The organism is Clostridium sp. DSM 8431 (assembly GCF_900116755.1).
GTDB lineage: Bacteria > Bacillota > Clostridia > Clostridiales > Clostridiaceae > Clostridium.
The window spans coordinates 1-13,655 of record NZ_FPBY01000099.1 but is presented as its reverse complement, the minus strand read 5'-3'; the positions used below and the strand labels follow the sequence as shown (position 1 = coordinate 13,655).

The window sequence follows — 13,655 nt, the reverse complement described above, 5'->3', positions numbered from 1 at the left end:
TTATCATTTCTAATACTTTATTGTAATACTCATACGAATTCAAATATATCATCTCCTAAAAAATCTTTGTTAAGATGATTGACATATTTTATCACTTTTATTCATAATACAGCCTTTTTGTTGGCTCAATTATGAAATACCCTATTTTAGAGCTAATATTAAAATAAATTAAACATAAAATTATTAATTTAGTATTTTCATATTGAATTCGAACATGATATAATAAAAATGTAATTTATGGTAAAAAAAGGGGGAGAAAAAATGAAAAGAAAGAAGTTAATAGGAAAACTGCTTCTTTTGACTATGTCAGTATTACTAGTAAGTAATATTAATATGAAAGCAATAAACAATACTAATGAAAAGGAAACAGAAAAAAATTATGACGAAGATAATACAGTAGTTAGCACATCAATTGCAGACAATCCAGTATTATCAGATATAAGCAAGATAGAAATAAATTCAAAAGATGAGATTCCTTCAAAAAATTCAAATAAAAATATTGGAAAAGAAGAGGGTAAGGATAATGATAATGATGGGTTAAGCGATGGTTTAGAAGAAATATTTGGAGCAGATCCTGAAAAATTAGATACAGATGATGATGGTTTAGATGATTACTTAGAAGTAAAAATGGGGTTAAGCCCTAATTCTGTTGATACTGATAATAATGGTATCAATGATATTGATGAAGATATAGATAAAGATGGCCTTGTAAATGGTGAAGAAATTAAAAATGGTACAAGTCCTACTGAAGAGGATACTGATAAGGATGGTATTAAGGATAGTGATGAAGTAAATAGATTTAAAACATCTCCAGTAAAAGCAGACACAGATGGTGACAATATATATGATGGAGATGAAAGAAAGCTAGGGTTAGATCCAAATAAAATAAGTACAGATGGAATTACTAATGATAATGAAAGAAAAATCAATCAGAATTTATCTGAGGAAGGTATGTCTACTATTCTTTTAGAAAACCCAAAAGATTTTAAGGTCTCAATTAATGGACAAGTATCTGGATGTATTGATAGAGATGTATTTGTTAGTGAATATGATATTACTCCAATTGAAAATGTAAGAGGAGTTAAGGATGGAGCAATAGAAATATCCTCCCAAAAAGAAAAGATGGACGAGCTTACTTTAAAGTTTAATTATGAAGAATATAAGGAAGCTGATATTGATAACCTTTGTATATGTAATTATAAAGATGAAGAATTTAAATTATTAGATACAAATATAGATAAAGATAACAAAATTTTATCTTCAGACATTACTGATGAAGGTATTTATTTAGTAGTTAACAAAGAAGAGTATGAAGAAACACCAGTTGTGTTAAATGAGGAATCTTATTCCTTTGCTAAATCAGAAGCTGCAGTAAATACAGATACAGATTATGATGGAATAGAAAATAGTTCAGATTCAAATCCTACTAATAATAGTTTCTCAGGAAAGTTAAAAACAAAATTTGCAACTTCAAAAGTATCCTATACTATGGACTATAGAAACTTTTTTGCTACAAATAAACAGTATAATAGAAATATAGCTGAAATATCTTCTTTATTTTCAACAGTTATATATCCAGGATCTACATACAATGGCCTAGATATAAGTGGATTTATGGCTCTGCATGGTATTAAAGATATAACAAACTATAATTTATCAACAAGATATAATGATTCAGATTTATCTGAAATATATATAGGGCATAAAAATGTAACTTATAATGGGGTTACTAAAGAAATAATAGTTATAGTAGTAAGAGGAACTAATGGAAGCATAGAAGAATGGACAAGCAATTTTGATGTGGGAAGCACGCTTGAGAAAAGTAGATTTGTAGATTGGAAAGTTACAGCAAATCATAAGGGATTTGACACTGCTGCAACTAGAATATTAAAGTTTTTAGATGAATATGAAAATAAGTCTTTTATAGATAAAAATGCATCTAAAACCTACTGGGTAACAGGGCATTCTAGAGGAGCTTCTATTGCTAATGTATTAGGAGCAAGATTAGATGATGGATCAAAGGATGTTTATGCTTATACTTTTGCATCACCAGCTACAACAACTGCATCTAATGCTGAAGATACTAATGCTTATCCTGGTATATTTAATGTCCTAAATAAAGATGATCTTATTCCTTATTTACCTACAAAGCAATGGGGATTTAAGCATTATGGAAAGTCTTATAAGATAAGTATTGCATCTAATTATGAAAAAGAGTGGGAAACTTTAACTGATATATGGGATTATGATAATGATTATTTTGGAATGGATGATACAGTAAATGCACTTGCAGGAATAATGAAAACTAGAAATGATGCTTATGTTTATACATGCAAATGTCATGGGGATGGCAGTAGTAATAATATAACTATTAGAAATTATGGCATGTCAAAAAATAGCAGAGAAGAAGCTATAGCTAAGATACCTAGTAATGCTCTTTCCTATTGTGCCATAACAAGATATACAGGTAAATGGATAGCTGGTTGGGATTTTACTGTTTGTCAACAGCCAGAATATTTTATGCAGCTTTTAGCAGCCTTCATGGCAAATAAAATAAATGCTTATCGTTTTGGAGTTGAGCTTAATATAGCAGATAGATATGAAAAGGCAAAGACAGGTATTATAAAATCAGGTATTGGAGGCCTTGCACATCCACACTATCCAGAATCTTATTATCTACTAGCTAAACACATTTAGTTAGGAGGGAAAATTATAAAAAAAATTAAAATATTTTATTTAATAGATTTTTTGTGGATAATACTATTTGGAGTATTAGCTCTTAGAGAAAATAGTTCTAGAGAAATAGGTTTAGAGGCTTTAAATAGCTTAGGAAGGTTTTCTTTGTATTCTATCTTTTGTATTATAGGCTTAATAAGTTTTATTACAGCTGGTATTATAAATCTATTTATAAATAGAAAATAATAAAATTAAGTAATATGTAGTCTATGCAGTTTTTGTAAATTAAGTGTTAAAAGCAGCATAGACTACATTTATGCATAATATAAATTAATATTTTTGTAATTGATAAAAAAAGTCCAGAATAGTATAATTCATATAGAGACTAAGGAAGACATAAATGAAAGACAGAAATATTTAAGGAGTAGAGTTACTATGCATTATTTATTACAACTTGTAATTACTTTCTTAATTGTTTACTTTATTATGCCTCTATTAATGAAGATAGCAAAAAAGTTAGGTTTTACAGATAAACCAACGAAAAGGAAAAAGCATAAAGAACCGATACCTTTATGTGGTGGAGTGGGAATCTATATAGGTTTTTTTGTGGTTTATTTTATTTCTATGAGAAATAGTCTGGATAAGACTGAAAATATGTGGGTATTCATATCAGCTACATTAATACTTTTAATTGGACTTGTAGATGATTATTATAAAACTGTTGGTAAAGAATTTCCCATATATCCAAGACTTATAGTTCAGCTTTTGGCAGCAGCTCTTGTTTTTAAAGCGGGTATAGCCTTTGAAGGGTTTACAAACCCCTTTACAGGAATATATGTTGAGCTATCCTATACAGTACAATTTATATTGACAGTTACATGGATTTTTGGAGTTACTACAGTAATTAATTGGTCTGATGGTATGGATGGACTTGCGGGAGGAATATCATTAATATCAGCCATGACTTTTTTCTTTGCAGCTATAATACTAGGGCAAGGAGAGTCTGCAACAATATCTATAATTTTAGCAGGATCTTTAATAGGATTTTTAGTATATAATGTACACCCAGCACGAGTATTCATGGGGGATTCAGGTGCAAATCTAGTAGGATTTTTATTAAGTGTTATAGCTATAGATGGGGCTTTTAAGCAAGCAACAGTTTTAAGTATATTTATACCAATATTAGCATTAGCAGTACCAATATTTGATAATATATTTGTAATATACAAGAGATTTAAAGAAGGAAAACCTGTATATCAAGCTGATAGAAGTCAGATGCATTTTAGACTTGCAGAAAAAGGTTTAACTATAAATCAAACAGTTAGCTTAATTTTAACAATCAGTTTTATATGCAGTGCAATATCTATTTTTTTATTACTGTTGAAAAATTAGAAAATAGATGTTCACAAATACATAAAAATAGTATATAATGAAGTAAATTGAATAGTTTCTTATCATGAGAGGTGGAGGGACTGGCCCGATGAAACCCAGCAACCGGTATTGTTTATATACTTGGTGCTAATTCCTGCAGCATAGCTGAAAGATAAGTGTTGATTTTTATTTGAGTAGTTTAGTATATGCCTAGAGGAATAATCCTTTGGGCATTTTTTATTTAAGGGGGCAAAAATATGAAGATTAAAGAAATATTTGATAGAAAGAAGACAGTTTTTTCTTTCGAAATATTTCCACCAAAAACAACATCGTCAATTGAGACAATATATAAAACATTAGATGAATTAACAGGACTAAATCCAGATTATATTAGTGTTACTTATGGGGCAGGTGGAAGTGTTCAAGATAATAAGACAATAGAATTATCATCCTTAGTTAAAAATAAGTATAACATTGAATCAGTAGCACATTTAACTTGTATCAATTCAACTAAGGCAGATATAGATTGTTATCTAAAATCTTTAAAGGAAAATAATATAGAAAATATCCTTGCATTAAGAGGAGATATTCCACGCAGTGGTGAAGTTAAAGGGGAATTTTCTTATGCATCAGATCTTATAGATTATATAGATAATACAGAGTTTAATATGGCTGCAGCTTGCTATCCAGAAGGACATTTAGAAAGAAAAGGACTAGTTAATGAAGTTCTTAATATGAAAAGAAAACAAGACGCAGGGGCATCTTATTTTATATCACAATTATTCTTTGATAATGAAGCTTTTTATAGATTTAAAGAAGAGGCAGATAGAACAGGTATTGTTATTCCTATAGAAGCTGGAATTATGCCAGTAACAAATAAAAAACAAATTGAAAGAATGATTTCAATGAGTGGAGCAACTCTTCCAAAGAAATTTATGAAAATTATGGATAGGTATGAACACGATGCTGAAGCATTAAGAGATGCTGGAATTGCATACTCAGTTGAACAAATAGTAGATTTAATATCAAGCGGAGTAGATGGTATTCATTTGTATGTAATGAATAATTCATACTTAGCTAATAAAATTACAGGCAGTATTAAAAATATACTAAATTCAGAAAATAGATTATAAAACAACTAAGGAGGAAAAATAGATGGAAAAGGTAGAAAGTTTTGATTTAAATCATATGAAGAAAGCTTTAAAATATACATCTATTCCAGCTGCAAATGAGGTTCAATGTGAAAATTATAGAGATTTATCTTTGTTTGGTGCAAAAGAATGTGCAAAAAAAGTATTAGATGAAGGATTTTCTTTAAATATATATGGAGAATAACAAAACATTTGAAAGTTTAGAAATACCTAAGGATGAAGTTCTTAGGTATTTAGGTTATAAAGCACAAAAACAAAGTATAGATAAATCTTTAGATGAGTTAATAGACTCAATTATAGAAGAAAGCAAAGAACTTATTGAACCTAAATTTGTATATAGTAAATATTCCATAGAGCATAAGGAAGATGGGGTTTATTTTAATGGCACAAAACTTATTCTTACAGGAGATGATATAAAAAAACACCTTGAAAATTCGAAAGAATGTGTACTGATGGCTGTTACAGTTGGAAATAGAATAGAACAGAGAATTAAGTTATATCAAAAGATTAGTCTTACTAAAGCTTTGATATTAGATTCCTGTGCAACTACTGCAGTTGAAGAAATATGTGATATGATAGAAGAAAAGGTAAAAAATGAAGCTGCTAAAGATAATTTTGGCATAACTTTTAGATATAGTCCTGGTTATGGAGATCTTCCTTTAGATGTGCAAAAAGATTTAATAGATACCTTAAATGCACAAAGACGTATAGGACTTACAGTATCATCACATTTTCTATTATTTCCAAGGAAATCTGTAACGGCTATTATTGGCTTTATTCCAAAAGATAAAGAAGAAAAAAGAAGAGGCTGTGAAGTATGTAAAAATTACGAAAGTTGTAGCTTTAGAAGAGAGGGGCTTGTTTGTGGATCTTAGAGATTTTATAAAAAATAATATTTTAGTTTTTGATGGAGCTATGGGGACAATGCTTCAGGAAAAAGGTTTGAAGCTTGGAGAAAATCCAGAACTACTAAATATAAAAGATAAGAAGGTATTAAGAGAAGTATATGAGGAGTATATTATAAATGGTGCTATGGTATTAACAACAAATACCTTTGGTGCTAATGAACTAAAACTCCATGGTACAGGGTTTTCTGTGGAAGAGATAATAGACTCTGCAGTAAAACTTGCAAAGGAAGCTGCCACTAAAGCTGATGCTTATGTAGCCTTAGATGTAGGACCAATAGGTCAGCTTTTAGAACCTATGGGAACATTAAAATTTGAAGAGGCCTATGAAATTTTTAAAAGACAAATAGTTCAAGGGGTTAAATCTGGTGCTGATTTAATAATTATTGAAACTATGACAGATTTATATGAAGCTAAGGCGGCCTTATTAGCAGCTAAAGAGAATAGTGCTCTTCCTGTGTTTGTTTCAATGTCCTTTGAGGCTAATGGAAGAACATTTACTGGATGTACTCCAGAAAGTATGGCAGTAGTATTAAGTTCTTTAGGAGCTGATGCTGTAGGAGTAAACTGCTCTTTAGGACCTGAAGAATTATACCCTATGATAGAAAAAATAACAAAAGCCTGTGATATACCTGTACTAGCTCAGCCAAATGCAGGTCTTCCAGAGGTTGTAGATGGCATGGCAGTTTATAATGTTTCAGCTGAAGATTTCTCAAAGGTTATGGAAACTTATCTTGATTTAGGTGTAAGTATAATTGGAGGATGCTGTGGAACAACTCCAGAGTTTACAAGAAAGCTTAGAGAACTTGCAGATACTAGAAGTATTGTTAAAAGACATAATGAAAAATATTCATGCGTATGTACACCTTCAAACATGGTTAAAATTGATGAAGTTAAAGTTGTAGGAGAAAGAATAAATCCTACAGGTAAAAAAATATTCCAGCAGGCTTTAAGGGATAATAATATTGAATATATTTTAAAGCAAGCTATAGACCAGGTAGAAGCAGGAGCAGATATTTTAGATGTAAATGTTGGTCTTCCTGATATTAATGAAACAGAAACAATGCTTAAAGTTGTTAAAGAAATTCAAAGTATTTTAAATGTTCCCATTCAATTAGATTCTTCAGATGCTAATACCTTAGAAGCAGCATTAAGAATTTATAATGGTAAGCCTTCAGTAAACTCAGTTAATGGGGAAGATGAAAAGTTAGATACAATCCTTCCTCTTATTAAAAAGTATGGAGCAAGTGTAATAGGTCTTACTCTTGATGAAAAAGGAATACCTCCAACAGCAGAAGAGAGATTTGCAATAGCAGAAAAAATAGTTAATAGAGCTTTAGAATATGGAATAAAGAAAGAGGATGTATTTATTGACTGCCTTGTGCTTACAGCTTCTGCACAGCAAAAAGAAGTACAGGAGACTTTAAAGGCAGTTAGAATGGTTCATGAAAAGTTAGGAGTAAAAACTTTATTAGGAGTTTCAAACATATCCTTTGGTCTTCCTTATAGACAGCTTATTAATGAAACTTTCCTTGCTTCAGCCTTAGCTAATGGGTTAGATTTACCTATAATGAATCCTAACAGCCAAGGAATGATGGATGTAGTTAATTCTTATAAGGTACTTGCTAATATGGATAAGGGAGCTGAAAAATACATTTCACTATATGGAAATGCTCAGGTTGAAAGAGGTACTTTAACATCTGCTAAAAAGGAAGAAAATGCTGTGGAAAAAGATCTAAAATATATAGTTATTAAAGGTTTAAGAGAAGAGGCAGCTGCGGAAACAAAAAGACTGCTTTCAGAAAAGACAGAATTAGAAATAGTTAATGGACTTCTTATACCTGCCTTAGATATTGTTGGGGAAAAATATGAAAAGGGTGAATTGTTCTTACCTCAGCTTATACAAGCTGCAGAAACTGTAAAGGAAGCCTTTGAAGTTTTAAAGGTTAATCTTGCACAAAACAATGCAAACAGCATCTCTAAGGGGAAAATAATAATGGCAACAGTTAAGGGAGATATTCATGATATAGGTAAAAATATTGTAAAAGTAATATTAGAAAACTACGGATATGAAGTTATTGACCTTGGTAAGGATGTTCCTGTTGAAACGGTAGTAAAGGAAGCTATAGAAAATGATATTAAGCTTGTAGGGCTTAGTGCCCTTATGACAACAACATTAAAGAGTATGGAGGAAACTATAAAGGCTCTACATGATAACAATTATAAGGGTAAGATATTTGTTGGTGGAGCTGTATTAACTCCTGAATATGCAATGAAGATAGGTGCAGATTATTATTCTAAAGATGCAAAGGAGTCTGTAGAAGTAGCTAAAGAAGTATTTGCTTAGATTTACACGAGATATATTATACTGTATACTATGTTAGATATATGTTTAAACATAGGGGGAGTATAAAATGAATAACAAGACAAAAAAGATGGTGTATGCATCATTACTTACAGCTATGGCTATTATTATTCCTGTTCAATTTTCGTTTTTAAGGGTATATATACCACCATTTAGTGCAACTTTAGCTGCCCATGTTCCAATGTTTGTGGCTATGTTAATATCACCAGGGGTAGCAGTTACTGTTGGATTAGGGTCTACTTTAGGATTTTTATTTACTGGTCTTGATATAGTAGTAGTTCTAAGAGCAGCAACGCATATTTTGGTAGGTTATGTTGGAGCTAAAATAATAGCTAAAAGAAAAAATTATTTAATGGCAGCAATAATCACTGCACCTATTCATGGTGGCTTAGAAATGCTTGTATCAATACCATTTGTAGGTTTAGATCTTTATAAGCTTCTTATAGTTACTTGCGTAGGAGCTATGTTACATCATAGTGTAGATGCGTTTTTATCTTTAATTATTGTAAAGGCTTCTGCTAAGGCTGGAAGAAAAGACTTTTATATTTTTTCGTAGGCTCAGGTAAAAATATGTAAAATTATATAATTAGTTGAGAAATAATAAAAGTTAATGTAAAATAATATTTAATTAAGACACTTATAATATAAGTGTCTTAAATTTTGAAATAAGTTAGGAAAGAAGTGCAAAAATGGAAGATAAAGAAATAATGTCTTTTAGAGACGAAGATGGAAATAAAGTTGATTTTGAAGCAGTAGCAAGAATATTTGTTAAGGAAAAGGAATACTTATTATTAGCACCTTTAGATGAAGAGGATAGTGATGATGTATTTGTTTTTAGAGTTGATAATAAAGATGGCAAAGAAGAACTAAACTTAGTTGAAGATGATAATGAATTCTTAGCAGTTAAAAAAGAATATAAGAAATTAATATATTAGGAGGGTATAAAGATGAATACACAAGATATTATTGATTTTTTAGAAGATAATGATATATCTGAAATTGAAGAATTAAAGTCAGATGATGAAAGTATTATTCTTAAGCTATATTATGATTTTGATCAAGATGAAACGTCAGCTGCAAGAGCTTATGCAAATGAAGAAAGTGATGTTGAAGAAGACAGTGACGAGTGGTATAGAGATTGGTATCTTGCATATTTATATGATATAGCAAAGGATACTTTAGAAGAAATATTAGAAGAAATGAATGAAGAATTTAATACTTCTAGCTTACTTAAGATTATTCCAGATAATGCGAGCAGCTCTGAATATATGAAGTTTGCAGCAATAGTATGTTCTGAGGAGTATGAAGAAGATTTAGAAGAGGAGTTAAACGATTACGTATAATCTATTGAAATGTTTATAGGTTATGCTATAATGAATATATGAATTCCTGATGTGTGCGACAAGCTTATAATATTCAACCTACATATTATGTCCGGGATTTGCAACATATCTTGTGGATGTCGTGCTTCCTTTTAGTTAGAAGAAGGCAGAATCAGATTGAGCTTAACCCACCTGTGAGGAGCAGGTTTTGAATATGTAAGCACCGGCATGTTGGGGTTATTCTTTAGAAAAAACCTCAATAATTTTATTGAGGTTTTTTTCTAACTAAATTTTTTAGTTGGTCATAGGTCCTTTGGGGGAAGTACCTATGCTAATAGTTTCGAATAACTTATTATAGATTCATTGTTTGTATATCTTTCATAAATTGTTTCTTGATATTTAAAGATAAATTTATCAAGATCTTTTGACAATTTAACCATAATAATGTTAGTCGGAGAGAGAAACAAAAGTAAGAAATTAATAAGAAGTTTTCTCCTGTTAATTTTCTTATTTAGTTGTGAATTGTACATAATATCACCTCTTTTTACATAAAAAAATAATTGTGTTGATGGAATTATTATAACATATTGGAGAAAAATGTAAATTATAACTTTTAACCAATAAACTACAATAAACTACAAAAGAAAATATTAATTTCACAAATTAAAATTATTTTTATTGTTTTGCTAGGTTTATGTGGGGAATGGTGACGAAAAACATAAGAAAAATAGTGACGAAAAATAATGGCGCTATTTCTCATAAAGGTTGATAATGTCATAAATTATGGGTAAAATAATCTTATGATGGAGAAGTTAAGGAATTGGAACAATGAATATAGATGCAATGAAAATAGAAGAAGTAACAGAACATATAAATAGACTATATAAAAAGAGCCAAGAAGAAGGCTTAACAGCTGAAGAAAAGGAACTTCAACAAAAATTAAGAAAAAGATATCTTAGTAATGTAAGACGTAATGTTATAAGTCAACTAGAAGGGGTTGAGCTTAGAAAAAAATAAATCTGGGGGGGATTTAAGTTGTCAGTAAATGTTGAAAAACTTATTAAAGATTTAGACTTAGAAATTCTAAAAGAAGGAAAGCCTAATCAAGAAATTAAAGTTAATGATATAAATAGACCAGGATTACAGCTTGCAGGTTTTTATAATTACTTTGCAACTGAAAGAATTCAAGTAATAGGAAAAGCTGAGTGGAGTTTTCTTGATGATATGCAGCCAGAAGTTAGAAAGAAAAGAATAAAGAAGTATTTTAGCTTTGACATAAACTGCATTATTATTTCAAGAAATCTAGAACCTCATGAAGAGTTCGTAAAAGAAGCTGAAAAGAAAAATGTATGGTTATTAAGAAGTGACTTAGTAACTACTCAGCTTATGAATAAGCTTATAATGTACTTAGCAGATAAACTAGCTCCAGAAACAAGATTACATGGGGTATTAGTTGATGTATATGGTATAGGAATTCTTATTACAGGAGAAAGTGGAATTGGTAAAAGTGAAACAGCACTAGAATTAATAAAGAGAGGGCATAGACTTGTTACTGATGACGCTGTAGATATCAGAGAGATAGATGGGGAACTTATTGGTAGCTCGCCAAATGTAACTATTGGTATGTTAGAAGTAAGAGGAATAGGTATTATAGATGTATCTTCTTTATATGGACTAAGTTCAGTTCAACAGAAAAAGAAGATTAACATTATAATGCACTTTGAACATTGGAAAGATGATAATGATTATGATAGGCTTGGATTAAGAAATGAATTTGAAGAAATCCTAGGCGTACCAATTAAAAAGTTAACTGTTCCAATAAGACCAGGTCGTAATATTGCAGTAATCATAGAGGCTGCTGCAGTTAATTATAGACATCAATTAATGTCAAGTATATCGCCAGTTGACGTAATTGAACAAAGAATGGAAAATGAAGCTTTAAATAGCAACTAAGGGGAGGAATCGAAAGATGAGCAGAGAAATACAAAATGCTTGGAAAAAGTATGATAAAAAAGGAATAGAAGAAATATTTGCTTTCAATGAAGGGTACAAAAAATTCATGTCTGACTGTAAGACTGAAAGAGAATGTGCTGATGAAACTATAAGATTAGCAAAAGAAGCAGGTTATAGAGATCTTGAAGAAGTAATAGCTAATGGAGAAACTCTAAAAGCTGGGGACAAAGTATATGCAAATAATATGGGAAAAGCTGTTGCATTATTTTTAATTGGTGAAGAAGAAATGCAATCAGGATTAAAGATATTAGGAGCACATATAGATTCTCCAAGATTAGATTTAAAACAAAATCCTTTATATGAAGATACAGAAATGGCTATGCTTGATACACACTACTATGGAGGAATTAAGAAGTATCAATGGGTTACTCTTCCTCTAGCATTACATGGTGTTGTGGTTAAGAAAGATGGTACAAAAATCAATGTAGTAGTTGGTGAAGATGAATCAGATCCAGTAATAGGAGTATCAGATCTTTTAATTCACTTATCACAAACTCAATTAGGTAAGAAGGGTGATAAGGTAGTTGAAGGTGAAGACCTTAACGTACTAGTTGGAAGCATGCCTTTAGAAGGTGAAGAAAAGGATGCTGTTAAAGCTAATATATTAAAGATATTAAAAGACAAATATGACTTTGAAGAAGAAGATTTCTTATCAGCTGAAATAGAAGTTGTACCAGCAGGAAAAGCTAGAGATTATGGTCTAGATAGAAGTATGGTTATGGCATATGGACATGATGATAGAGTATGTTCTTATACTTCACTTATGGCTATGCTAAAACTTGAAAAATGCGATAAGACTTGTGTATGTCTTTTAGTTGACAAAGAAGAAATAGGAAGCGTTGGAGCTACAGGAATGCACTCTAAATTCTTCGAAAATACTGTTGCAGAAGTAATGGACAGATGCGGAGATTATTCTGAAATTAAACTTAGAAGAGCATTAAAGAATTCTAAGATGTTATCATCAGACGTAAGTGCTGCTTTTGATCCAAACTATCCATCAGTTATGGAAAAGAAGAACTCAGCATACTTTGGAAAAGGTATAGTATTTAATAAATACACTGGTGCAAGAGGAAAATCAGGAAGCAACGATGCAAACCCAGAATATATGGCTGAATTAAGAAACATAATGGATAAGAATGATGTAACATTCCAAACAGCTGAACTTGGAAAAGTTGACCAAGGAGGCGGTGGAACTATCGCTTACATTACAGCTGCTTATAACATGAATGTTATTGATTCAGGTGTTGCTGTATTAAATATGCATGCTCCATGGGAAATTGTAAGTAAAGTTGATGTTTACGAAGCAATGAAGGGATACTATGCATTCTTACAAGAAGCATAAGATTTTATAGATATTTTGAAACTGCTGCTATGAAAATAGTAGCAGTTTTTTTGTGCATATAAATTAAATATTATTTTAGGATTTTAAAAGGGAGTGCAATTTCTTCAATTTATGCTCAGTTTGAAAAAGTGTTTTCATATAGACCAAAGTATATGATTTCTTAAATAGCAGATACTAAAAAGCATAGAAATTTTTAATTGATTCTATTATAAGGAAAAAATAGAATTTTAAGTTATAATATATTAGTGAAAGGAGGAAGTCTATAGTTAATAAAAAGGTGTACAAATGTGTTTGAAAATGTTAATATGTACCCGAGAGGTGAGATTAACATGAATAAACATATAACTAATTATAAACCTAAAGACTTTGCAGAATTACTAGGTGTAAGTGTGAAAACTTTACAACGTTGGGATAGAGAAGATATATTAAAAGCCAAAAGAACTCCAACAGATAGAAGGTACTATACTTATGACCAGTATTTAGAATTTAAAGGTATCAGTAATATTACTA

Annotated in this window: 13 protein-coding genes, 1 other RNA gene and 1 riboswitch; all 14 genes read left to right on the top strand. The window is 30.4% G+C overall.

Features of this window, described 5'->3' with window-relative positions:
* Positions 1–261 precede the first annotated feature (261 nt).
* On the top strand, positions 262–2,697 hold the full coding sequence (locus BM384_RS10895; protein ID WP_090013591.1) for a lipase family protein: 2,436 nt from the start codon (positions 262–264) through the stop codon (positions 2,695–2,697).
* 414 nt (positions 2,698–3,111) lie between these two features.
* Positions 3,112–4,068, top strand: a complete 957-nt coding sequence (locus tag BM384_RS10890; RefSeq protein ID WP_090013589.1) for an MraY family glycosyltransferase — start codon at positions 3,112–3,114, stop codon at positions 4,066–4,068.
* A gap of 56 nt (positions 4,069–4,124) precedes the next feature.
* Positions 4,125–4,226: riboswitch (SAM riboswitch) on the top strand.
* Positions 4,227–4,304: 78 nt separating this feature from the next.
* Positions 4,305–5,180 (top strand): methylenetetrahydrofolate reductase [NAD(P)H], encoded by an 876-nt coding sequence (gene metF, locus BM384_RS10885; protein WP_090013588.1) that lies wholly within the window; start codon positions 4,305–4,307, stop codon positions 5,178–5,180.
* Positions 5,181–5,202: 22 nt separating this feature from the next.
* Positions 5,203–5,382 carry an S-ribosylhomocysteine lyase gene (locus BM384_RS10880; protein WP_347455065.1) on the top strand — a complete coding sequence of 60 codons (180 nt, stop codon included), beginning with the start codon at positions 5,203–5,205 and terminating at the stop codon, positions 5,380–5,382.
* Positions 5,372–6,073: a vitamin B12 dependent-methionine synthase activation domain-containing protein gene (locus BM384_RS10875; RefSeq protein ID WP_090013586.1), complete on the top strand. Its 702-nt coding sequence runs from the start codon at positions 5,372–5,374 to the stop codon at positions 6,071–6,073. Before BM384_RS10880 ends, BM384_RS10875 begins: the two co-directional genes overlap by 11 nt.
* The gene (locus BM384_RS10870) at positions 6,063–8,450 is read left to right on the top strand and encodes a homocysteine S-methyltransferase family protein (protein WP_090013584.1); all 2,388 of its coding nucleotides are present in this window, start codon (positions 6,063–6,065) and stop codon (positions 8,448–8,450) included. Before BM384_RS10875 ends, BM384_RS10870 begins: the two co-directional genes overlap by 11 nt.
* A 67-nt stretch (positions 8,451–8,517) precedes the next feature.
* The gene (locus BM384_RS10865; protein ID WP_090013582.1) at positions 8,518–9,024 is read left to right on the top strand and encodes an ECF transporter S component; all 507 of its coding nucleotides are present in this window, start codon (positions 8,518–8,520) and stop codon (positions 9,022–9,024) included.
* Between the two features lie 133 nt (positions 9,025–9,157).
* Positions 9,158–9,403, top strand: a complete 246-nt coding sequence (locus BM384_RS10860; RefSeq protein WP_090013580.1) for a DUF1292 domain-containing protein — start codon at positions 9,158–9,160, stop codon at positions 9,401–9,403.
* 12 nt (positions 9,404–9,415) lie between these two features.
* Positions 9,416–9,811 (top strand): hypothetical protein, encoded by a 396-nt coding sequence (locus BM384_RS10855; protein ID WP_090013578.1) that lies wholly within the window; start codon positions 9,416–9,418, stop codon positions 9,809–9,811.
* Between the two features lie 40 nt (positions 9,812–9,851).
* Positions 9,852–10,032: non-coding RNA, 6S RNA (gene ssrS, locus BM384_RS10850), on the top strand.
* Positions 10,033–10,618: 586 nt separating this feature from the next.
* Positions 10,619–10,807 (top strand): DUF896 domain-containing protein, encoded by a 189-nt coding sequence (locus tag BM384_RS10840; RefSeq protein WP_090013574.1) that lies wholly within the window; start codon positions 10,619–10,621, stop codon positions 10,805–10,807.
* Positions 10,808–10,825: 18 nt separating this feature from the next.
* Positions 10,826–11,743: an HPr(Ser) kinase/phosphatase gene (gene hprK, locus BM384_RS10835; RefSeq protein WP_090013573.1), complete on the top strand. Its 918-nt coding sequence runs from the start codon at positions 10,826–10,828 to the stop codon at positions 11,741–11,743.
* 16 nt (positions 11,744–11,759) lie between these two features.
* Positions 11,760–13,145 (top strand): aminopeptidase, encoded by a 1,386-nt coding sequence (locus BM384_RS10830; RefSeq protein ID WP_090013572.1) that lies wholly within the window; start codon positions 11,760–11,762, stop codon positions 13,143–13,145.
* Between the two features lie 341 nt (positions 13,146–13,486).
* The coding region (locus BM384_RS10825) for a MerR family transcriptional regulator (protein WP_242946016.1) at positions 13,487–13,655 on the top strand (169 nt) is incomplete at its 3' end.